The 22,889-nt window shown below is 59.9% G+C and carries 18 protein-coding genes; 9 read left to right on the plus strand and 9 right to left on the minus strand.

The window, feature by feature from the left end; genetic code table 11:
- Positions 1-21 precede the first annotated feature (21 nt).
- The gene (locus HNR03_RS17415; RefSeq protein ID WP_259154833.1) at positions 22-1,020 is read left to right on the plus strand and encodes a zinc-dependent alcohol dehydrogenase family protein; all 999 of its coding nucleotides are present in this window, start codon (positions 22-24) and stop codon (positions 1,018-1,020) included.
- Between the two features lie 49 nt (positions 1,021-1,069).
- Here the strand turns inward: HNR03_RS17415 and HNR03_RS17420 are convergent, their stop codons facing one another.
- Positions 1,070-1,765, minus strand: a complete 696-nt coding sequence (locus HNR03_RS17420; RefSeq protein WP_310504554.1) for a tRNA (adenine(22)-N(1))-methyltransferase TrmK — start codon at positions 1,763-1,765, stop codon at positions 1,070-1,072.
- 100 nt (positions 1,766-1,865) lie between these two features.
- Positions 1,866-2,822: an AraC family transcriptional regulator gene (locus HNR03_RS17425; protein ID WP_259154834.1), complete on the minus strand. Its 957-nt coding sequence runs from the start codon at positions 2,820-2,822 to the stop codon at positions 1,866-1,868.
- Positions 2,823-3,020: 198 nt separating this feature from the next.
- On the opposite strand from HNR03_RS17425, the gene HNR03_RS17430 reads away from it, so the two are divergent.
- Both HNR03_RS17430 and HNR03_RS17435 read left to right on the plus strand, forming a co-directional pair.
- The gene (locus tag HNR03_RS17430; protein ID WP_259154835.1) at positions 3,021-3,974 is read left to right on the plus strand and encodes a diiron oxygenase; all 954 of its coding nucleotides are present in this window, start codon (positions 3,021-3,023) and stop codon (positions 3,972-3,974) included.
- A gap of 81 nt (positions 3,975-4,055) precedes the next feature.
- Positions 4,056-4,487 carry an MAPEG family protein gene (locus HNR03_RS17435; protein WP_259154836.1) on the plus strand — a complete coding sequence of 144 codons (432 nt, stop codon included), beginning with the start codon at positions 4,056-4,058 and terminating at the stop codon, positions 4,485-4,487.
- A gap of 9 nt (positions 4,488-4,496) precedes the next feature.
- Here HNR03_RS17435 and HNR03_RS17440 read toward each other — a convergent pair whose 3' ends face one another.
- The 6 genes from HNR03_RS17440 to HNR03_RS17465 all read right to left on the minus strand — a co-directional run bounded on the left by HNR03_RS17440 (position 4,497) and on the right by HNR03_RS17465 (position 13,762).
- Positions 4,497-7,430 carry an EAL domain-containing protein gene (locus HNR03_RS17440; RefSeq protein ID WP_259154837.1) on the minus strand — a complete coding sequence of 978 codons (2,934 nt, stop codon included), beginning with the start codon at positions 7,428-7,430 and terminating at the stop codon, positions 4,497-4,499.
- A 111-nt stretch (positions 7,431-7,541) separates the two neighbouring features.
- Entirely contained in the window at positions 7,542-8,048 is a 507-nt protein-coding gene (locus tag HNR03_RS17445) for a cupin domain-containing protein (RefSeq protein WP_259154838.1), read from the minus strand.
- A 119-nt stretch (positions 8,049-8,167) separates the two neighbouring features.
- On the minus strand, positions 8,168-8,953 hold the full coding sequence (locus tag HNR03_RS17450; protein WP_259155167.1) for a transporter: 786 nt from the start codon (positions 8,951-8,953) through the stop codon (positions 8,168-8,170).
- Positions 8,954-9,028: 75 nt separating this feature from the next.
- Entirely contained in the window at positions 9,029-10,306 is a 1,278-nt protein-coding gene (locus HNR03_RS17455; RefSeq protein ID WP_259154839.1) for an OmpP1/FadL family transporter, read from the minus strand.
- A 1,182-nt stretch (positions 10,307-11,488) separates the two neighbouring features.
- Positions 11,489-11,689: a YbdD/YjiX family protein gene (locus HNR03_RS17460; RefSeq protein WP_038983272.1), complete on the minus strand. Its 201-nt coding sequence runs from the start codon at positions 11,687-11,689 to the stop codon at positions 11,489-11,491.
- Between the two features lie 15 nt (positions 11,690-11,704).
- The gene (locus tag HNR03_RS17465; protein ID WP_222586568.1) at positions 11,705-13,762 is read right to left on the minus strand and encodes a carbon starvation CstA family protein; all 2,058 of its coding nucleotides are present in this window, start codon (positions 13,760-13,762) and stop codon (positions 11,705-11,707) included.
- Positions 13,763-14,139: 377 nt separating this feature from the next.
- On the opposite strand from HNR03_RS17465, the gene HNR03_RS17470 reads away from it, so the two are divergent.
- The 5 genes from HNR03_RS17470 to HNR03_RS17490 all read left to right on the plus strand — a co-directional run bounded on the left by HNR03_RS17470 (position 14,140) and on the right by HNR03_RS17490 (position 19,996).
- A complete protein-coding gene (locus HNR03_RS17470) occupies positions 14,140-15,507 on the plus strand; it encodes a cache domain-containing protein (protein ID WP_259154840.1) in 1,368 nt (455 codons plus the stop codon).
- A 33-nt stretch (positions 15,508-15,540) separates the two neighbouring features.
- Positions 15,541-16,173 (plus strand): response regulator transcription factor, encoded by a 633-nt coding sequence (locus HNR03_RS17475; protein WP_090183693.1) that lies wholly within the window; start codon positions 15,541-15,543, stop codon positions 16,171-16,173.
- Between the two features lie 154 nt (positions 16,174-16,327).
- The gene (locus tag HNR03_RS17480) at positions 16,328-17,866 is read left to right on the plus strand and encodes an efflux transporter outer membrane subunit (RefSeq protein ID WP_259154841.1); all 1,539 of its coding nucleotides are present in this window, start codon (positions 16,328-16,330) and stop codon (positions 17,864-17,866) included.
- Positions 17,863-18,981, plus strand: coding sequence for an HlyD family secretion protein (locus HNR03_RS17485; RefSeq protein ID WP_259154842.1), 1,119 nt, complete (start codon positions 17,863-17,865; stop codon positions 18,979-18,981). Before HNR03_RS17480 ends, HNR03_RS17485 begins: the two co-directional genes overlap by 4 nt.
- Positions 18,971-19,996 (plus strand): DUF2955 domain-containing protein, encoded by a 1,026-nt coding sequence (locus HNR03_RS17490; RefSeq protein ID WP_259154843.1) that lies wholly within the window; start codon positions 18,971-18,973, stop codon positions 19,994-19,996. Before HNR03_RS17485 ends, HNR03_RS17490 begins: the two co-directional genes overlap by 11 nt.
- On the opposite strand, the gene HNR03_RS17495 is transcribed toward HNR03_RS17490, so the two are convergent.
- Positions 19,981-20,274 carry a hypothetical protein gene (locus tag HNR03_RS17495; protein ID WP_259154844.1) on the minus strand — a complete coding sequence of 98 codons (294 nt, stop codon included), beginning with the start codon at positions 20,272-20,274 and terminating at the stop codon, positions 19,981-19,983. The genes HNR03_RS17490 and HNR03_RS17495 overlap by 16 nt on opposite strands.
- A 222-nt stretch (positions 20,275-20,496) precedes the next feature.
- Between HNR03_RS17495 and HNR03_RS17500 the strand changes: the two genes are divergently transcribed.
- Positions 20,497-22,881: a DUF3772 domain-containing protein gene (locus HNR03_RS17500; protein WP_259154845.1), complete on the plus strand. Its 2,385-nt coding sequence runs from the start codon at positions 20,497-20,499 to the stop codon at positions 22,879-22,881.
- The last annotated feature ends 8 nt before the right edge of the window (positions 22,882-22,889 follow it).

Genomic DNA, 22,889 nt, shown 5'->3' on the forward strand with positions numbered 1-22,889 from the left:
TCATTTCAGGAGCAATTACCCATGAACCAGAACACCATGAACGCCGCCGTTGCTTTGCAGGCTGGAGCCGCTCTAGAGATTCAGCAAATGCCCTTGCCTGAGGTTGCCGCCGGACAAGTGCTGGTCAAGGTCATCGCCAGTGGCGTGAACCCTTTGGATACCAAAATCAGCAAGGGTCAGGGCCTGCATGCCCGCCAACCGTTGCCGACTGTCTTGGGAATGGACCTGGCCGGTGTCGTCGAAGCGGTCGGGACCGGCGTCACTCAGTTCGCCGTCGGTGACGAAGTCTTCGGTATGGCCGGGGGTATCGGTGGTAACCAAGGCTCGCTGGCACAATACATCGCAGTTGACGCCGACCTGCTGGCACGCAAGCCGCAAAACCTGAGCATGCGTGAAGCCGCCGCGCTGCCGCTGATCTTCATCACGGCGTGGGAGGGATTGGTCGACCGGGCCAATGTCCGGGCTGGGCAACGCGTTCTGGTGCACGGCGGTGCCGGTGGTGTCGGACAGATGTCGGTGCAGATCGCCAAGGCACACGGGGCCGACGTCTTCGCCACCGGGAGTGCCGTCAGCCTTGAAGCAATCAAAAGCCTGGGAGCCACCGCCATTGATTATCGCGCCCAGAGCCCTGCGGACTATCTTGAGCAATACACCGACGGCGAAGGTTTTGACATCGTGTATGACACCGTCGGCGGCGCGACACTGGATGCCTCATTCGCCGTAGCAAAAGTGTACACGGGCCATGTCGTCAGTTGCCTCGGCTGGGGTGAGCACTCACTCGCGCCACTATCGTTTCGCGGTGCCACCTATTCCGGGGTGTTCACCCTGCTGCCATTGATTACCGGCAAAGGTCGCAAGCACCACGGCGAAATACTCGCTAAAGCCAGCGCCATGGCTGAAGCAGGACAGTTGCGGGTGCTGCTGGACGAACGACGCTTTACCCTCGGCACTGTCAACGAGGCTCATGCACTGGTTGCTGCAGGCAAGGCTTCGGGCAAAGTAATCGTCGACATTGAATGAATGCCGTCAACGGTCGAAGTGTTTCATGACGGTCATGGCGGGCCCGGATTCAGGCCAGCAGTTCGGTGATCCAGCGGGCCTGCCGTGCGACGTCCTGCACCTTCTCTTCAGGCACGGCCTGCCCCGCACGGGCGAACTCGCTCAGGGTCTTTTGCTTCTGGTGCAGCCGGCGCTGCCACTTGACCAAAAACGCCGGACTACGGGCCTGCATCTGCAACGGGCCGAAGTACAGTTCCTGTTCGGTGTACAGCACCGGCTCGTCGCGCTCGGCGACGATGATTTCGTAGTCGAAGCGGTTTTCCCGCAGCACTTCCTCACAAAGGATGCGGTAGCCATTGTCCATCAGCCATTGGCGCAAGGGTTGCTCGCCGCCGTTGGGCTGCAGGATCAGGCGCTCCTGGCCACTGAGGTGCGCCTTGCCGCGCTCGAGAATGTCGCGGATCGTCTCCCCCCCCATGCCACATAGGCTGATTGCGGTGATTGCGTCTTCGGGCTTGATCGCTGCGAGGCCATCGGCCAGGCGCACCGTGATCCGCAGGTCCTGGCCGCTCTCGCTGACGGTACGTTCGGCCGAGAGAAACGGCGTCAATGCCACCTCGCCAGCCACCGCGGCTGCGATGGCCCCACGGCGCATCAACGCGACCGGCAAATAGGCGTGATCCGAGCCAATATCGGCCAGGCGCGCGCCGGCGGGCACATGCGCCGCCACCCGCTCCAGGCGCATGGATAATGTGTGTTCGTTCAACTGCTGGTCCTTTTCACCACGAAGGTCCGCCACCTTTGGCAGGAAGTGCGGGCGGCCATGATGCTTGGTGAGGGCGCAAGGGTAAAGCGCCCGCGCCCTCTCATGCTGATTGTTTGCGCCAAGTGCCGGGGGATGTGCCGAACTGGCGCTTGAAGGCGCGACTGAACGCGGCCTCGGATTCGTAGCCCACGGAAAAACCGATCTGCGCCACGTTACCCCGGCCTTCGCGCAACTGTTGCGCCGCCACATGCATTCGCCACAGCGTCAGGTATTGCATCGGTGGCTGGCCGACCAATGCGGTGAATCGCTCCGCGAACACCGAGCGCGACATGCCCACTTCCTGCGCCAGGGCTTCTGCCGTCCAGCCTTCGGTTGGACGCGCATGCAGCAGCGCCAGTGCGCGCCCGATATGCGGATCACGCAATCCTGCCAGCCAGCTGCGTCGTTCAGCCGGGAGGCTGGCGACATACTGGCTGACGGCTTCGACGAAGAGCAATTCTGATAGTTTGGTGATGACCGTTGTCGAGCCGACGCGCCCCGCCGCGATCTCACTCACCGCGAAACGGAATGAGCTTTCGATCCAGGCGCCCAATGCTGTCGAGCGAACGTCCAGTTTCAATAAGGATGGCAACGATGAAAGCAACGGGCTGAAGGGGGTTTCAGACCCGAGGAATCCGCACAACAAATGCGTTGCCTCCCCGCCCCCGCCGCACTTGATTCGTGAAATGCCGCCCACTTCAGGCGGTTGAATAACGTCGCTCGCCGACAGGGGCGCAATGCCCAGGTCGCTGCCAAAGCAATGAAGGTCATTGCGGGGAAGCAGAATGAGTTCGCCCGCCCGCACATCGATGGTCGCCTCCCCGTCGATGCGTAATTGCATGTGCCCCGAGGCGACAAAATGCGACGCAATGATGTGCCTGGGTGCCGCCACGAACGGCTTGCAATCGTCGGCGGAGATTCTTCCGTTGAGGCACCAGGGCGCAGTGAACTCCGCCTCGAGAAAAACCCCTCCCGACAGCCGAATCACACGCAAGACATCAGAAAGCGCATCCAACACTTGCCCGCCCTCTCTTCCGGAGCCTGGAGCATGCAATCAGGCGCCCCGGGCATTCTTCGCCAGAACGGCGAGGCCTAGATTAGCACCAACGCGGACCCGGTGATCAGGCCAGCCCTCAGAGGCTTCATCGACGGTCATGGGCTCCGATGTTGGCTGAAACAGCCCTTTGCTACTTGATCCGGGAAGCAGGAGATCGATATGAACAGCGTCGCAACCGTACCCCACTCAAATTCGGGCAACGCCGCCCGTTATGCTCAACTCGTCAGATCATCGAAGAAGGCGGAATGGCAGATCGATCGCGATTTGCTGCAAGACCGTCGTTTCGACTTCTCGCGCAAATTCTTGCCCGACGGACTTTCGCAGGTCGACCGCCTGACCTTTCTCGCCGCAGACGAGGCCCGCCTGCTCAGTCAGATTCAGGGCCGGACTTATGCATATCTCTTTGGCCTGGTGGAGCGTTTCATCAGTGCCAAAATGCTCGATCAAGGCCGGGGCCATGTGTTTGACGATCAACTCGCCCTCGAAGCACTGGTGCGTTTTTCCAATGACGAGATCAAGCATCAGGAGCTGTTTCGGCGCATGGAGACGATGCTGGGTGCGCATTTGCCCGCAGGATACCGTCAAGTGGCCGACCCAAACGAGGTGGCGCGCTCGGTCCTTGCGGCCAGCACCTGGTCAGTGTTGGCGCTGACCTGTCATATCGAGCTGTTTGTTCAGGCGCATTACGCGCACAGCATCGCCCCGCACGAGGAGTTGTGCCCGCTGTTCAAGGATGTCTTCAAATTCCACTGGAAGGATGAAAGTCGCCACGTCGTGCTCGATGAACTGGAGTGGAAGGCCGAACACGCGAAACTCTCGCCCGTCGAGCGTGACCAGGCAGTGAACGATCTGATTGCGCTGGTGGCCGCCGTCGACGCCATCCTGCAAGCGCAAGCGGCGGCCGATGCCGACTACTTCCTGCGCAATGTTTCACCCTCGTTCAGTGTCGAGCAGACAACACAAATCAAGGCCTGCATCCTGAGCGCCTACCGCTGGCAATACATTGTCTCGGGGGTCCGGCATCCACACTTTGGCCGGCTGCTGACGGGGATGACAACACCGGCCCAGATGTCGAGGATTCAGGCCGCACTGGCACCCATCATGGGCGATTGATCGATAACGCGCGACCGACCACACGTCGGTCGCGCGGCTGTTGAACGACGCGCTGAAAATGATTGATCGAGGATGGCGGCCATGACGACGCCGATGTGGATGCTGCTTGGATTTGCGACCTGGACTTTGCTGCTGTTGATGGCAACCGTCGGGGTATATCGCTGGGTCAGGATCCTGTTCTCACATGTACCGATTGCCTCTTTCCGAAGCGATCAGCTCGAAGGCGAGGACTGGTATCGACGCGGCACAAGGGCCCACGCGAACTGCGTGGAAAACCTGCCGGTCTTTGGCGCCATCGTGTGGGTGATTTCAGCCCTTGGGATCGATGGTTCGGTGGTGAACGCCTTGTCCATCCTCGTCCTGACCGCTCGCGTGTGCCAGTCTCTGGTTCATGTGTCCCATGTGCAAACGGATGCGTTCGTGGCGGTTCGGTTTTCTTTCTTTTGTGTGCAGCTGGTGTGTTTTCTCGCGCTCATTGCGATAGCCGCCTGGTACGGCGTAATCGCTAAATAAGGGATTAATTCAGGCTTGATCGCCGGCTATGGTGGCCTCAACTGCATTGCCTGAAGCAAGCCCCCAGGCGCGTAACGCCTGCAGACACATCGGCTTGGCAAAATAATAACCCTGGGCCTGTCCGGCACCCATTTCGCGCAGCAGCGCCAGCGTCTCGGCGTCCTCGACGCCCTCGGCCACCACGCTCAGGTCCAGCGATTCGGCCATCCGCACAATCGCCCGTACGATCGCGCGGCTGCGGGGACTGGTGGTCAGTTCGAGAATGAACGACTTGTCGATCTTCAAGCCGCTGAAGCGGTATTGATGCACATAACTCAGGGAGGAAAACCCGGCACCGAAGTCATCGAGCACCACCGACATGCCGTTGTCGGCCAATTGCTGCATGGTCAGTCGGGCAATCGCCGGCTCAGCCACCAGCGCACCTTCGGTCAACTCCAGGCAAATGCGCGACGGCGCGACCCCGTACCGGGCCAACAGCGCAAGCACATCGTTGGCGAAATCCGGGCGTGTCATGCTGTAGCTGGAGCAATTGACGTGCACCGCAGGCCAGTTGGCGTGCTCAGGCTGGGCGAGGATCACTGCGATACTGGTGAGCATGTACAAGTCCAGCCGACCGATCAGGCGCAACCCCTCGACATCCGGCAAAAATTCGCCCGGGCCCATCACCCGCCCGCCCGGCTGATGCCAGCGGATCAGCGCTTCAAGGGCCAATAGCTCGCCGGTTTCAACGCTGACAATCGGCTGGAAATACGGCAGCAGTTCGTCGGTGCGTTTGAGCGCATTGCGCAAGGCCCCTTCACGCTCGACCTGATCCGAGACTTCCCGGCGCACTTCCTGGTTGAACACCGCGTAACTGTCGCGACCGGCGCTCTTGACCCGATACATCGCGGCATCGGCATCGCGCAGCAAGTCCGCTGGTTCCTGATGGAACTGATGGTCGGCGCTGACAATGCCGATACTGCAGGACGAAAAGACCTCATGGCCATTGATGAAAAACGGCAGGTCGAACGCCAGCAGAATCCGTTCGGCGATTTCGATCAAGACGTCCAGCGGCGCCTCGGGTGCGAGCACCGAAAACTCATCGCCCCCCAAGCGCGCCAACATGTCGGTGTCGCGCAGGCAACCGCGCAATCGGTGGGCGGCCTGCATCAACAACAGATCGCCAAAATGGTGGCCGAGGCTGTCGTTGACCAGCTTGAACCGGTCCAGGTCGATGAACATCACCGCCAGGTGCCCGCCTTCACTGCCTAACTGCGACCAGGCCAGATTGAGGCGCTGTTGCAGGTAGGTTCGATTCGGCAGCCCGGTCAGTGCGTCGTGGGAGTTTTCGTGTTGCAACTTGGCATTGGCGTGATCGAGTTCGCGGGTGCGGTTCTGCACCCGCGCTTCCAGCTTGAGGTTGGCGGCATGGATCGCTTCGGCGGCCGTGCGGCGCGACAACGCGGTGTCGATGTGCCGCGACACGAACGTCAGCAGTTCCTGATCCCGCAGGGAATAGCGCACGTGCGAGGTATAGCTTTGCACCGCCAGCACGCCACGCACCACATCGCCATCGAACAAGGGAATGCCCAGCCAGGAATAGGATCGGACATATTCATCGGCCTGCTCGACTTCGCCGTTCGCCGACAAGCGTTCAGCTTCATCGACGTCAATCAGGCACGGTCGACGCTGGCGGATAACGTACTCGGTCAAGCCCCGGCGTCCACGCCGAGCCTGCGGACAGGTCGTCTGCCGCTCATCGACATAATACGGAAAGGTCACTTCGGTGGTCGCGTCATCGAACAGCGCAATGTAGAAGTTTTGCGCGAACAGCAGATCACCGACGATGCCATGCAAGGTTTGAAACAACTCAGCCATGTCGCCCGGCTGGCTCGACAGTTCAGCAATCTGGAACAGCGCGCTTTGCAGATGTTCGGCGCGCTCGCGTTCTGCGACTTCCTGCCTCAACGCATCGTTGAGCGCCGAAAGCTCCAGGGTGCGGCGCAGCACCGTCTGTTCCAGGTCCTCGCGGTGCAGAATCCGGTCCAGCGCCATGGCCACGTGACGAGCCACCACCAGAAACAGCGCGCGGTCTTCGGCGCTGTAGGCACGGGAAACGTCGTAGACCTGCATCGCCAACATGCCAAACACGTCATCCGAGGCATTTTTCAACGGTGCGCCCATCCAGAATTCCGGACGATCACCCACACAATAGAAACGGCCCTCGGCCTCAGCCGCACGAATGCCAGCGGCATCGATCAGCAACGGCTGGCCAGACGTCAGCACCTGGCCGGTCAACGACAAGTGCGAAGCGTCAAGGTATTCGTATTGCTCGGACTCCAGGGCATCAACGTCGATGATGTCGACGTAATAGGGGTAGTCAATTTTGCCGGTGTGCGGATCGTACAGTGCGAGATAGAAGTTCTCGGCGTCGATCAGACTGGCCAGCAGCCGATGAACCCCCACCAGAAACACTGAGCGATCGCGGGTCGAGCTGGCCAGGTAAGTAATTTCATACAACACCCGTTGAGTAATCTGTGCCCGGGCAAGGGTATTGGTCTGGACCTCGATGCCCAGGCGCCGGGCAAACTCGGCGAGCGCCGGTTCTCCGGCCGCGGTGACGGGCGCGAGCAGCCAGCCCAGCACACTTTCGCCTTTGCCAGTCGGCCAGCGATGCAAGCGCCGGGTCAGGCAAAAGGCTTCGAAGTCCTCATTGTCGACGCTTGACGGCCACGGCAACGCTGGATCGCCCTGCCCGACCAAATGCAATTGTTCGCCGGCACGGTAAACCACCCACGCAGTGGTGTGGGCCCAGTGACGCGCCGAGTCGAGCAATTGTTCGATCGTGTTCTCAATACCCGCGTAAGCCATGCCGACCGTATCCGAATTCCCTGTCAGTTGAGGTGCGACAACGTCGCAGTCGCTTGATTGCTGCGGGGAGTCGGTCAATGGACGAACACTCATCAGCACTCCCTGAGCCAAAACTGGCGAAATTCACCTGCTGATTACTAGCAATGTGCCCGTGTGCTTCCCGTTTAAAGCTTATGCAAGTTTTTATCAATAGCTTTATTCGCTTTAATGCTGCGCCAGGGTTTCAAACAGCGCGGAATGCTCGGGAAACTGCTCGCTGAGCGTGCGCCGATGGCCCAATTCCATATCCGCATACTCAAACCCTGGTGACACCGCTTCGCTGATCAAACCGTATCCCGCCAAGCCATCAATCAGTCGCGAAGCTTTCCAGACACCGCCGGGGACATGCAGCTGTAAGCAGTGTCCAGTGCTAAGGTCGCTGCCCATCACCACTGTTTTCAAGGTGCCGTCCGGGAAAATCAGGCTGTACCGAATCGCATCGCCCAAATGGTAGTAATGCACGATGTCTGAACGGTTCAAATGAAAATAGCCGGTCGGAGAATCCTTAGTCAGTAAGTAATAAATGGACGTCATCAGGTAACGCGGGCCGTATTGGGTATCGACCATCGGGTGATGGTCCGATTCAAACGTCCTGCGGTAGAAACCGCCCTCCAGGTGAGGCTGCAAGTCCAGTGATGCGATGACAGCGTCTGCGCCCGTGGTGTCGGTCATACAGGATCTCCGAAGAAAACCGACCCGATTCTCGTTGATCAGCCCTGGCTTTTTCATGAGCCACGCCGAGTATCGCGATCAATCAAGTGATAAGGTCCAAGACGCTGCCACGGCGCCTTTCATTTAGGAAAGAGCAGCGTGTAGGCCACGCGAAAGCCCCACCCTTGGGCGCCGTCTTTCGGACTGTCGGCCCAATAGCGTGGCCCGACCTGCAGGCTCATGGGCTGCTTGCCGACCTTGAACAGCTGCGTCACGAACAGGTTGATCGGCACGTTCCACTCCTTGGTCTCCCAGTCGTAAGTGGATTCGGTGTTGATGCCAAAACTGGTGTAAGTCGCCGTGGTGTACACCAGGAAGGGTTGCAGAAAGGTTTGATTCACTTTTTCCTTGTCGTCGGCCGGGCTGCTTTCCAGCGACCAGATGTGGTTGGCGAGAATGCCCGTGGTCCAGCCGTGCTCCTGCTTTAACGCCACGGCCGTCGGTCCCAACCCCCACTGTTCGCTGCTGAGCAAGGTGTTGCTGCCGGTCGGCAACAGCAATGCCGGCCCTACGCCCCAGATCCAGCCACTCTCGGTGGGTTTTTTCGGAGAGAAGAAAAAGCTCTGCGTCGTGTCGCCTACCCCGCTTTTGTCGGCCACACCATCCGGTGCCAGACCATGCTGATCGATGATTGGCAGGATCGTGCGCGAGATCAGGTTCCAGTCTTCATTCAGACTGAACGGTAATACCGGCTGGATATTGGTCACACTCTGGATGCCGTCACCGGAGGGCCCCATTTTCTGGTTCCAGTTGTACTGGATGGGCAAGCTGTAGAGCGCCGCAACCGGGTTCAATGATTGCTTGGCCAGCTCGGCCTGACTGTCCGTGTCCGCAAAACTGCAGACAGGGACTGCAAGCGTCATCATTGAGAGCGCAGGCAGTTTGATGTACCTGTTCATATCGAACGCTCTCCTTTGCAGTGATCCGGATGGACAGACCCGTCAGTAACGCCAGGTCATGTTGGCCGACAGGGCTTGAAGCCAGGCGTTGTCGAACTCGCCGGACACACGATTGCCCGACAGGGATTTGGTCTGGTCGACCGGCATGTCACCCATCCAGACCGTGACCCAGCTGAAGTTCAGGTCGGTCTCCTTGTTCAGCGAATACGTGAGGCCGGCGGCGAACCGCCAGGCGGCGCCCATGGGCACGGTGAACGTGCGATTGCCGTCGGAAACCGCCGAGGTGTCGTAGGCGATACCGAAGTCCCAGAGCAAATCGGGGTTCATCTGATACTGCGCGCCCAGAGCCAATTGATAGGTGTCTTTGTAATGCGCATTGATGGTGGTCGCCCGCGATCCCCCAGCATTGGTATCGACGTCGATGCCGATGTCGCCGAACTTGGACCAGTCCTGCCAATTGACCGAGGCCAGAAACGCCCATTGCGAGTCCAGTTGCTGGTACAAGCTGAGGGTGGCGGTTTGCGGGACTTTCAGATCGAGCTTGAGGTTGGTGCCGTCCAATCGACTCACCAGCGGGCCGCTGTTCTTGATATCCACGCCATCCTCGAAGTTCAGGTCGACCTGGCTGGTGTAGGCCAAGCCGATACGCGTGCCTGCTTGTGGGGCATAGATCACGCCGACATTGGCGCCATAGCCCCAATCGGTGTCCCTGTATTTGTACTGCCCGTCCGCGCGGTTCGTCAGGCCAAGGGGCGACTGATCGATGGCTGCCTCGGATTTGAGCATGCCGTACATGGCTTTAACGCCAAGCCCCACCGACCACTGATCGTTGAAGCGATACGCCACGCTGGGCACCAGTGACAAACCGGCGATGCTGGCGTTCTGCACGAAATAGCGCCCGGACCAGTCGTTGTCGTAGTTTTCCGCCAGGCCAAAATCGCCATAGGAGCCGAAGCCGACGGACCAATGGTCGTCGAGTTGATGGCTGATAAAAAAACTGCCTCCCGGTATGGGGTCGAGAATATTGCCGCTGCCATTGCCCGGGGTATTGGTCTGTTCGTCCCGATCGAACGACAAATGACCAAAGAGGATCTGCGCACCGGCAGTGATTTGCGTGCCGCTCAAATAGCTCAATCCAGCGGGGTTACTGGCGATAGTTGAAGGGCCTTGTGCCCTGGCGGCGGCCCCGGCATTGGCCAGGCCGATGTTGTCCGTGCCGATTTCATACAACATCAGGCCGCCGGCTGCGCTGCGCTCGCTGGCTAAAAGAGAGAGCGCTCCAAGAACGGAAATACACAATGCACTTTTATTCGACTGCATGATGTCCCTCTCAAATAATGTTTATCACTATTGAACGGATAACAGCGCAGGGCGAACTGAAGTATTGCTGATGATTTGGCATTGTCCATTTGCTGGCACTTAATTGTTCGGCGTGATCGAAGTTCTAACCCAGCTTGGTCAGCCTGATGCTATTTGTTTGAGAAAGTTTTGAGGTAGGGGTTGGGTACATATCCGTTACTTGGGTAACGGCGGATATTGGTTCCGCCCTGACGGCGGGTTACTTGGAAAAGCGCCAAGTAACCAAGCGCCTGCGCCCCTGACGTACGGTGCCTCGCCTAGGCTCGGCATTCCCTCACTCCGGTCCTGCTCCGTGGGCCCGCCGCCATCGGCCATCCATGGCCGGGGGCGGCTAACCCGGCATCCATGCCGGGTTGCCCACTACGCAGAACCTGCGTTCGGCCTTCCGACGGGGCAGATCAAGATCAAGATCAAAAGCGGAAGGCGAGCTAACGCTCGACCTGATGAGTGGTGAGGAGCAAAAGCTGTTCGCCGGTCTGCCCTGCTTTATGTGGGAGTGAGCCTGCTCGCGATGCTGTTGCTATTGCTGTTGATCGTTCCCATGCTCCGCGTGGGAATGCCGCCGGGGACGCTCTGCGTTCCGCTGTCGACACCAGGCTTGAGTCTTGCGCAAGGTGACGCGGAGCGTCACGGGATGCATTCCCACGCGGAGCGTGGGAACGATCAGGGTCAGGGTCAGGGTCCAGGGTCAGGATCAGGACGCGTAAGCGTTGAGCAAACAGGTCGGCCCGTAGGCCGCCTCGCTTTGCTTTGGCACTGCACGCCCCCTCGTGAGGCCGAGCGCAGGTTCTGCGCAGTGGGCAACCCGGCATGGATGCCGGGTTAGCCGCCCCCGGCCATGGATGGCCGATGGCGGCGGGCCCACGGAGCAGGACCGGAGCGAGGGCATGCCGAGCCTTAGCGAGGCACCGAACGTCAGGGGCAAAAGCGCTTGGTTACTTGGCGCTTTTCCAAGTAACCCGCTGTAAAAGCGGAACCAATAGCCGCCGTTACCGCAAAAACGGATATGCCCCCAATCCCAATCCCAATCCCAACTCCACCCCCTATACCATCTTAAGTAAACAGCATCAGCCAAATCATCCGGCTTTTCCGTGCACTCAGACGCAGTATCAGAACAACTTCAGCAAGGGCTTCCCCATTCACTCAACAACACCGAGTCTGCCCATTACCACCGCCGTATCGAGCTTCCTGACGTTCCCGAAAGAACACCTCATAGCTCATCACCGGTTTATCCGGATGTTTGGTCTGCATATGCTCGACGTAAGTATCGTAGTCCGGCATCCCCACCATAAGGCGCGCAGCCTGACCAAGGTATTTACCGAGACGGCTCAAGTCATTGAACATGCTCGCCCTCCTCCATCACACCTGAGGGATTGCCTGATACGGTGCTTCTTTATCCGTACGCTCTTTGCTGCCCCAGGCCGCGATACCGACCTTGAGCGCAAAGAACAGGATGCTGAAGACCACGAACAGGAACAGCGCCGTCAACGTGGCGTTGGTATAGGCGTTGTAAATCACATGCTGCATCTGATCGATGCTTTTGGCCGGGGCAAGGATCTGACCATTGGCCAGCGCATCACTGTATTTTTTCGCCAGTGACAGGAAGCCGATCGCCGGGTTGGCATCGAACAGCTTGATGAAGCCGGCAGTGACGGTACAGATCAGCAGCCACACGGCGGGCAGCATGGTCACCCACACATAGCGCTGGCGTTTCATTTTGATCAGCACAACGGTGGCCAACATCAGCGCGATACCGGCGAGCATCTGGTTGGAGATACCGAACAGCGGCCACAAAGTGTTGATGCCGCCCAGTGGATCGATCACGCCCTGATACAGCAAATAGCCCCACATCGCCACGCAACCAGCGGTGGCGATCAGGTTCGCAGGCCAGGAGTCGGTGCGCTTCAACGACGGCACGAAGGAGCCGAGCAAGTCCTGCAGCATGAAGCGTCCGGCACGCGTACCGGCGTCCACGGCGGTCAGGATGAACAGCGCCTCGAACAGGATCGCGAAGTGGTACCAGAACGCCATGGTGTTTTCACCGGGCAGGACGTGGTGCAGGATCTGCGCGATACCGACCGCCAGGGTCGGCGCACCGCCGGCACGGGCCAGGATGGTGGTTTCACCGATGTCCTTGGCCACCGCTTGCAACGCGTCAGGGGTAATGGCAAAGCCCCAGCTGCTGACGGTTTGAGCCACCGAAACCACATCCGCGCCGACCAGAGCCGCCGGGCTGTTCATGGCGAAATAGACGCCTGGCTCGATCACCGACGCGGCGACCATGGCCATGATGGCGACGAAGGATTCCATCAGCATGCCGCCGTAACCGATGTAACGGGCATGACCTTCGCTGGCGAGCAACTTCGGTGTCGTGCCCGAAGCGATCAGCGCGTGGAAACCCGAGACCGCGCCACAGGCGATGGTGATGAACAGGAACGGGAACAGACCGCCTTTCCACACCGGCCCGGTGCCGTCGATGAATTGGGTCAGGGCCGGCATCTTGAGGTCGGGCATGGTGATCAGGATGCCGATCGCCAGCGCCACGATGGTGCCGATTTTGAGGAAGGTCGACAGGTAGTCGCGCGGCGCGAGGATCAGCCATACCGGCAATACCGCAGCGACAAAGCCGTAGCCAATCAGCATCCAGGTGATCTGAATGCCCGTGAAGGTGAAGGCTTTGGCCCAGACCGGGTCGGCAGCAATCTGCCCGCCCAGCCAGATCGAACCCAGCAGCAACAGCACGCCGACCACGGAGATTTCACCGATGCGGCCCGGGCGGATGTAGCGCATGTAAACGCCCATGAACATCGCGATCGGGATGGTCGCCATCACCGTGAACATGCCCCATGGGCTGTCGGCCAAAGCCTTGACCACGATCAGCGCCAGCACCGCGAGGATGATGATCATGATCAGGAAGCAGCCAAACAGCGCGATGGTCCCGGGGATACGGCCCATTTCTTCACGGACCATGTCACCCAGCGAACGGCCATTACGGCGCGTGGACATGAACAGGACCATGAAGTCCTGAACGGCACCGGCCAGCACCACGCCGGCAATCAGCCATAGCGTGCCGGGCAAGTAACCCATCTGTGCGGCCAATACTGGACCAACCAGCGGCCCCGCGCCGGCGATGGCGGCGAAGTGGTGACCGAAAAGTACGTGTTTGTTGGTCGGCACGTAGTCCAGGCCATCGTTATTGATGACCGCGGGCGTGGCACGGTTGGGATCGAGTTGCATCACCTTGGTGGCGATGAACAGGCTGTAGTAGCGGTATGCGACGAGGTAAATAGCGACTGCTGCGACTACGATCCAGAGGGCGTTGATCGCTTCGCCGCGGCGCAGGGCCACGACACTCAGCGCAAACGCTCCCAGGACAGCCACGGCAAACCAGGCAAGGTGTTTAGCCAGACGGGGCATAGCGTGTCTCCTGCCGACAGCCAGTGACTGCGGCGGTAATTTTTATAATTGTGTCCGCGGTGCGGAGCTGGCCCAATATCTGCGCATGTCGTCTACAAATAAATCCGCGTTACTACGTACGCGGCGTCTACGTAGTTCTACGTAGACAGCGCAGATCCCCTGTAGGAGTGAGCCTGCTCGCGATAGTGGACTGACATTCACCATCAATGTCATCTGACATACCGCTATCGCGAGCAGGCTCGCTCCCACAGGGTTTTGTATTCCAGTTGGCTAACACTAAAGCCGCAGGTCATTCCGTCCTGCCGCGCTACAGGACGCGCGTATCTTTGGCATATGATGCCGGCCTTCGCCTACCCTCCGCCCGGTCAGGAGCCAAGATGCAGCTCAAACACAAAATCGTCGCGCTCGGGATTCTGCCGCTGGTCCTGGCGATTGCGGTGATCTGCGCGCTGGTGATTTCCCTGAACCGCCAACTCGGCGACCAACAGGCGCAACTGATCGAAGACAGCATTCTGGCGAGCAAGCGGGCCGAACTTAAAAACTACGTGGAAATGGCGCAAAGCCTGATCGCGCCGCTGTACGACGACGGCCACGGTGACGAACACGCCCAGCAACAAGTGCTGGAAGAATTACGCAAGCTCAGCTTCGGCATCAATGGTTACTTCTTCGTCTACGACCGCGAAGGCCGCAGCCTGATGCACGCTCGCCAGTCGGATCTGGTGGGCAAATACCTGTGGGACATGAAGGATCCGCACGGTTTGCCGGTGATCCAGGCGTTGCTCAAAAGTGCGCAATCAGGCGAAGGCTTTCAGCGCTATGCCTGGAAAAAACCCTCCTCCGGCCAGGTGACCGACAAGCTAGCCTACGTGGTGATGCTGGATCGCTGGGGCTGGATGCTCGGCACCGGCATCTACCTTGAGGACGTTGAACGCGCCACCCAGCAAGCCCGCGACGAAGTGGCCCAGGGCATCCGCAAAACCATGCTAGCGATTGCCGTCGTCGCCCTTGTCGCGGTGCTGTTTGTCTTTGCCAGCGGCATGACGCTGAACGTCAGTGAACATCGGCTGGCGGACAAAAAGCTTCAGCGCCTGACCCAACGGATCGTCAGCCTGCAGGAGGAAGAGCGATCACGGGTGTCCCGTGAACTGCACGACGGCATCAGTCAGTTGCTCGTCTCCATCAAGTTTCAGTTCGAGCTGGCCAGCCTGCTGCTGGAGAACGGCCCGGCACAGGACAAAGGGTTGAACACACTCAAAGAGGCCACGCAGCGCCTCGGGGATGCGATTGGCGAGGTTCGCAGCCTCTCTCACGATTTGCGTTCCTCGTTGCTCGACACCCTGGGCCTGCCGGCCGCCATCGGCCAACTCGCCACGGAGTTCGAGCAACGCAGCGGTCTGAAAGTGACCTACGACGATAACGAATTCGACTGTGATCTGGTCGATGGCGCGGCGGTTTCGCTGTTTCGGATCGTGCAAGAAGGCCTGACCAATATCGAACGCCACGCCCAGGCTAAACACGTTTCCATTACCCTGCACGGGTCACCGGAATCCGTGCGGCTGACGGTGGTCGATGACGGCGTCGGTTTCAACGTGGCTCAGGTCGAGCGTCGCCACGCGGGCATCGGTTTGCGTAATATCCGTGAGCGCGTCGAACATTTTGGCGGGCGTTTCGACCTGGTATCGATACCCGGAAGAAGTGAGCTGGACGTGCTGCTGCCAATGAAAGCGCCCGGCTCAAACCGCTGACATACACCACTACAACAAGAGTGAATGACCGCAATGAACCTGCCCTGCCCGATCCGCGTCGCCCTGGTCGACGATCACGCCCTGGTCCGCGACGGCATCAAAGCCCTGCTCGCGGTCATGGCGCCGCTGGAGGTGGTGGGCGAAGCCGAAAGTGGCGCCGATGCCATCGAGATGGTCGGACGTTGCCAGCCAGACCTGTTGCTGGTCGACATCAGCCTGCGCGACATGAACGGGCTCGAGCTGACACGCCTGTTACGCAGTCAGTACCCGTCGCTCAAAGTGCTGGTGCTGAGCATGTACGACAATTATGAATACGTGAGTGAATCCGTTCGTGCCGGCGCCAGCGGCTATGTGCTGAAGAACTCACCGTCGCGGGAAATCATTGCCGCGATTGAAGCCATTGCCAGCGGCGGTACGTTCTACAGCGCCGAAATCGCCCAGCGGCTGATTGCCGATAAAAGCACCGACAACGAGCTGACGCCGCGCGAGAGCCAGGTGCTGTACAAAATGGCCCAGGGCCTGAACAACAAGGAAATGGCCCGTGAACTGGACATCAGCGTGCGCACGGTGGAAACCCACCGCCTGAGCATCCGGCGCAAACTCAACATCGACAAGCCTGCGGCCCTGGTCAAATACGCCATCGATCACGGGATTATTTCGCCTTAGAGCTTCCTGTATTCAACATGACCTAGGAGGCTGCTTTTTATCGTCGTGCCGTTCAGTGATCGCCGAAGGTTCGAGGGTGCTTGAAAAGCTTGGCAGCCGATGGCCCGATTGGGCGGCTATGCTCCAGTGATCGTCCCTGGCTGGAACCTATGGAATGCCTCCACGTCGATCCCTGCTGATGAGACCGGGCCACCTCATATTGCTGGGTTTTGTGGGGCTGAGCGGCTGCGTGCGGCTGGGACCGGACTTCCAGTCCCCTGCAGAGGCGTGGATCAAACACTGGGACACCCCTGCCCTTGCCCACGCCAGCCAGCGCGCACTGACGCCGGACTTGCGCCAATGGTGGAGCGTCTTCAATGACCCGGTCCTGGATCGTCTGATCGCTGAGGCCGATGCCCACAACTCGGACCTGAAAATCGCCGGCCTGCGGGTGATCGAAGCGCGCGCCCAACTGGGCATCGCGCAAAGCACCTTGTACCCGCAGCTGCAACAAGTCAGCGCCGACAGTTTGTACGTCAACCGCCGACAATCGGGCGGCAACAATCCGCAGGACAGTCATTTCTGGCAATACAGTGCCGGGTTCGACATTGGCTGGGAGCTGGATTTCTGGGGGCGCTTCAGTCGAGCCATCGAGTCATCGGATGCCAGCTATTTTGCCGCACAAGCCAACTATGAAGACGTGCTCGTGTTGCTGCGCGCCCAGGTTGCGGACAGCTATTTTTCGTTGCGCACCTCAGAGGCGCGGCTGCGCGTCGCCCGGGAGAACGCCAAACAGCAACTGCGCAACGTCGACATCACCGAAAAACTGTTCAAAAGTGGCCAGAGTGCCGAGCTGGACCTGCAACAGGCCAAGACCCAATACCTGGGCACCCTCAGCACCGTGCCGACGCTCGAAGATCAGATTCAGCGAACCCGCAACGCCTTGTCCGTATTGCTCGGTCAACCGCCCGGTGCCTTGCCGCAACTGGCGGAGAATCCAGGCTTGATCCCGCTGGTCGACCGCGCCGTTCTGCAGGACGTACCGGCCAATCTGCTGCTGCGTCGGCCCGACGTGCGCGCCGCCGAGCTGAACGTCGCCGCACAGTCGGCGCTGATCGGTGTGGCCGAAAGCGACTTTTATCCATCGCTGACCTTGCTGGGCAGCATCGTCTGGTCGGCCGATACGCTCAACGGGACGTCCAGGAGCCTGGACTTGATCGGCGGCCCCAGTCTGCGCTGGAACGTGTTCGATTACGGCAGGATCAGCAACAACGTGCGCGTTCAGGATGCACGCTTGCAGCAGCTGATCGAGGCCTATCGCGACAAAGTCCGTCAAGCCGCGCGGGAGGCAGACGATGCCGCCTATGGGGTGATCAAGTCGCTGGAACGCGAGCAAATCCTCGGCCAAGCCGAAGTGACGGCCAAGCGCTCGCTGGTGCTCGCGAGCATCCAATACCGCGAAGGTTATTCGGATTTCCAGCGGGTCCTCGACGCGCAACGCGCGCTGCTCGACCAGCAGGACAACTACCTGGTCGCTCGCAGCAACGCCGTGAGCAATCTGATTGCCCTCTACAAATCCCTGGGCGGCGGTTGGTACAGCGCCCAGCCAATCACAGATCCGGCCACCCGCCAGCAGATGGAACAACGCACCGATTGGGGCGACCTGTTGCACGAAGCCGCCTCCCCTCTGCCCGACAAGGTAAAACAACCATGAGCGAAGCCGCGCAGACCGTTCCCGAAACGCCCGCGCCTGATCCGGCGAAAAAAGGCATCAAATGGGTGTTGTTGCTGATTGTCCTGAGCCTGACGTGGTACCTGTTGGCCGACCGCTTCACGCCCTACACGCAACAGGCGCGGGTGGGAGCCTTCGTCATTCCGGTCGCGTCTGAAGTCGCCGGGCGGGTGATCCGCGTCAACGTGCGCAACAATCAGGACGTCAAGGCCGGTGATGTGCTCTTCGAAGTCGATCCACAGCCGTACCAGATTGCCGTCGACCGGGCTCGCGCAGACCTGGAGTCGACACGGCGACAGGTAGGCGCCAGCACCGCCGGCATTGCTTCGGCACAGGCCAATTTGCGTGCCGCCCAGGCCAACGAACTCAAGGCCAGGCAAGACAATCAGCGTCTTGAAGGCTTGTATCGCGAAGACCCCGGCACCATTTCCGTACGCGTGCTTGAAGTGTCCCGCGCCAACCGCGAACAGGCCGTCAGCCAGGTTGCCGCCGCCCGTGCCGAAGTCCAGCGTGCGCGCGAGCAGGAAGGCGGCAGCGAGGAAACCAACGCCCTGCTGCGCAGCGCTGCCACGGCGCTGTCGAAAGCCGAACTGGATTTGTCCAACACGCAGATCCGTGCGCGCTCGGCCGGATTGATCACCGACCTGCGCACCGACGCCGGACAATTCGCTGCGGCCGGCAGCCCGGTCATGACCTTGATTGCCATCCACGATGTATGGATCAGCGCGGACATGACCGAAAACAACCTGGGCCTGATCAAGCCCGATACGCCGGTCGCCATCGTGCTGGACGCGCTGCCGGGTGAAATTTTCGAAGGCCAGGTACGCAGTATCGGCTACGGCGTCAGCGTCGGGCAGCCAACCCAGCCGGGGACGTTGCCCAGCGTGCAAAACAGCCGCGACTGGTTGCGGCCGGCACAGCGCTTTCCGGTGATCATCCAGTTCTCCCCGGATTCACTCGCCACGCTGCGCGACAACCGAGCCATCCGTGCCGGCGGGCAGGCGGAAGTCATGGCCTTTCCCACCGAGGGCAATCCGTTGAACCCGCTTGGCCGGTTGTTCGTGGGGTTCATGAGCTGGCTGAGCTATGCCTATTAAGCGCACGCCGCGCGAACAACGCGCGCTGCGCCTGGCCACGGGCACTGCGCTGTGCCTGGCCGCCAGTTTCGGCCTGGCCTTGCCGATTCCTTTTTTGGCGCCGGTGTTGTGCCTGATCCTGCTGGCGTCGGTCAATCGGCCGCTGCCGTTGAAGGCGGCCGTGGTGCTCGCCTTGGTCGCGATGCTGACCACCAGTGTTGGCCTGCTATTGATTCCGATACTGCGTTACTACCCCGTCACCGGGGTGCTGGTGATCGGTGTGAGTCTGTTCCTGGTCTTTCGTTTTGGCCTGCGCGGCGGCAATCCGCTGATCGTGACCTTTCTGGTGATCGGCCTGACCATGATCTCCTCGGCAGGCGTTGCCGAATTCGACCTGGCGGCGATGGTCATCGGGGCTCTGGTCAAGGGCTTGCTCCTTGCGGTGTTGGTCGTGGCGATCAGTCACGGATTATTCCCGGACCCGCCCAATGCCCCCTCGCCGCTGCCCGCCGCGCCCCTGCCTGACGAAGAAGTCAGTCGGGTTGCGTTACGCGCCACCCTGATCGTGCTACCGGCGTTCCTCATGGCGCTGATCGACCCGGCAGGTTACTTGCCCATCATCCTCAAGGCCGTCAGCCTCGGTCAGCAAAGCTCCACGACTAACGCCCGCAACGCCGGCCGTGAACTCATAGGTTCAACCTTGTGTGCGGGCCTGCTGGCGATCCTGTTCTGGAGCGCCCTGAGTCTGTTTGTGCACCTTTGGATGTTCTTTCTATGGATGCTGCTGTTCGGCCTGGTGCTGGCGCGCAAACTGTATGCCCTGAGCCCGACGCGGTTTACCCCCGGGTTCTGGCTCAATACCCTGATCACGCTGATTATCCTGTTGGGCCAGTCAGTGCAGGACAGCGTCGCCGGCAAGGACGTGTACACGGCGTTTGCCGTGCGCATGGGGTTGTTCCTGCTCGTGACGCTGTATGCCAGCCTGATGGTTCATCTGCTCGAGGCGCGGCGGGAAAAAACTCAAGGATTGACCTGATAACCCCTCGCCTGCAGGCAATTGACATAGGCCATCTTCGCTTCGTCCTGATCGCCTTCATAAAACTCATCATGCTGACGCCCGTGGGTCTCCGGCGCAACGGTGCCCGAGGGCGGCGGCGTCGGGCTCTGACTGAGCGCCACGTCATGGCAATCGTCGATATCGAGCTGGGTTTCTTGCGAGTCCTGCCCCTTCATCGGCACGACGGTTTCGGCCCAGGCCTGGGGGCATGTGACGGCCAATACAGCGCACAGACTGATAAACCACACCTTATTCATATAGACCTCCAACGCAGTCCGTTACCCTGCAAGTACACCGGGTGGTTTGGCAGCTCAAGACAGATCACCGACTTATTGAGCAAAAAGGAGTGTAGATCACACACTGTTCGTCCCTCACGCGCAATGGCCCCGAGGACGCCTGTCCATGATTCTTTTCAATCGTTTTTGCGTGATGGCCTAACCTCATAGGTTAAGCGACCAACAACAGAGCCGGGCACTCCTATGCGCAAGGCATTGAAGTCAGTGATTTTCGTCGTGCTCACGCTGCTTGGACCGATTGCCACGGTGCTGTCGGCCGCCGAGCTGCCGCCGTCATCGGCTGTTTCAGGCACTTCATCCGTTGCCGTCTCCCAGAGTGATCTGCAAGCGCTACAAGCTCGCCTCGACCGGATCAAACAGCAGATTTCGCAGGCCAATAACCTCACGCAGATGGTCGGCCTGCAGGACACGGTGCAGTTGTTTATAAAGGATGTGGACACCCTGCAGTCTTCGCTGCTGCCCGAACAGAAGCAGCTACAAGCCCAACTTGATGTGCTGGGCCCGGTGTCGCAGGACGATATCACGCCAGAAAAATCGGACATTGCGACGCAAAGAGCCTATCTGTCCGAGCAAAAGACCAAAGTCGATTTAAATTTGAAAACCCTGGCGGCGCTTAGAGCCAACGCTGCTGACCTGATCATTCAAATTGCCGGCATTCGACGCAGCCTTCTGGAAACCGAAGTCACGCTGCGCAGCGGCAGTATCCTCTCGCCAGGGTTCTGGGCACCGTTGTTCAATCCGCTGCCGGAGGACCGCCAGCGCTTTGCAGAATTCATCCAGCAGGCCAGCAGTGCGCTCCAGGCTGCCTGGCAGCCCGGCAATCGGCTGTCTGGCGTCACCCTGGTTTTGCTGGCGGCGGCCATTTGGTCCTGGGGCCGAAGAATCGCCGATCGCGGGCTGACCTGGATGTGCATTCATCGAATGCCGGAAGGTCGTTTGCGCCGAAGTTCGCTCGCGCTGGCTTCTGTCGTGGCCACGCTGTTGACCACCGCTGGTGCGATGCAATTGCTGTTTTATGCGCTCACGCGAGGACTGCCTCTGTCGCCCATGATGCAGAGCTTTGCCGATGAATTCGAAAAAGTCATCTATGTCTGCGTCCTGATCACCGGTTTGAGCAGGGCACTGCTGTCGACCCGACATCCGTCCTGGCGCCTGCCCGCCATCGCCGACCCGGTTGCGCTGGCGATCCAGCCATACCCCAGGCTGCTGTCTGTCACGCTGCTGATTCTGGTGGGCCTGGCACAAATCACCAATGTCACCGGCATGAGCGCACCGGCCATCCTCTTTGGCCGGGGACTGATTTCGCTCGTGGTCACATTGATTGTCGGTGCCTTGTTTCGCCGTGCCAGCCAAGTCCGAAGAGCCGTGGTGAACAGTGGTGAGGCGCCCGAATCGAGCACCACCCTGGCCGGCCTGATTTACTCATTCGTCGCCGTTGTAATTGTGGTGGCGCTGCTTGCGCTGCTGATTGGCTATGTCTCCCTGGCAAGGTTCATCACCTATCAACTGGTCTGGGGATTCATCATCCTGTGCGGGTTCTACTTGCTGACGCAGGTGTTCAGAGACAGCTGTGAGTACCTGTTTTCTCCCAAGAGCCCCAGCGGCAAGGCGTTCAAGCAATTGCTCGGGATCGGCGATGTGCGCCTTGAGCAAGTCTCGGTCATTTTGTCCGGCGTGGGGCGTGCCACGTTAATTCTATTGGCGGTGATTTCACTGTTTGTGGGCGGGGTCGGGACCACACTTGGGCAACTGTTCACCCAAATGTTCGCCATCCTCGGTGGCGACGGTTTACGCAAACTGAACATCATCCCCGACCACCTGTTGAAAGCCGTGTTGGCCCTGTCGATCGGTATCTACCTGATCCGCTCACTGCGCCGATGGCTGGATAACGAGTTCCTGCCCAAGACCGACATGGACCCCGGCATGTGCGCCTCGCTGAGCACACTGTTTTCCAACATCGGCTACGCCCTGGTGATTCTGATGACCCTCTCATCAGTGGGCATCAAATGGACCAATCTGGCGTGGATCGTCAGCGCATTGTCGGTGGGCATCGGTTTCGGCTTGCAGGAAATCGTCAAGAATTTCGTCTCCGGCCTGATTCTCCTGACCGAGCGGCCGGTCAAGGTGGGCGACCTGATCAGCATCAGCGGCGTCGAAGGCGACATCCGGCGCATCAACGTCAGGGCCACCGAAATACAACTCAGTGACCGCTCGATCGTCATCGTCCCCAACTCGCAACTGATTTCGCAGAACCTGCGCAACGTCACCCTCGGCGGCAGTGCCCAGGGGGTCGCGACACTCGAACTGGTGTTCCCGCTGGACATTGACCCCGAACAAGTGAAAGACCTGCTATACGACACCTATCAAGAACACGAAACCATCCTTGAGAAACCGGCGCCGTTTGTGCGCTTCAGCAAACTGAGTCCCGACGGCATCACATTGACGGTCACCGGTTACGTCAGCAGCCCGAGAATCGTTGGCACGACCAAAAGCGATCTGTTGTTTGAAATTCTCAAGCGCTTGGGAGCGGCGGGTATTGAGCTGGCGAAACCGGCGCCAGTGACCTGACTGGACGC

Source organism: Pseudomonas sp. JAI111 (assembly GCF_024809425.1).
GTDB lineage: Bacteria > Pseudomonadota > Gammaproteobacteria > Pseudomonadales > Pseudomonadaceae > Aquipseudomonas.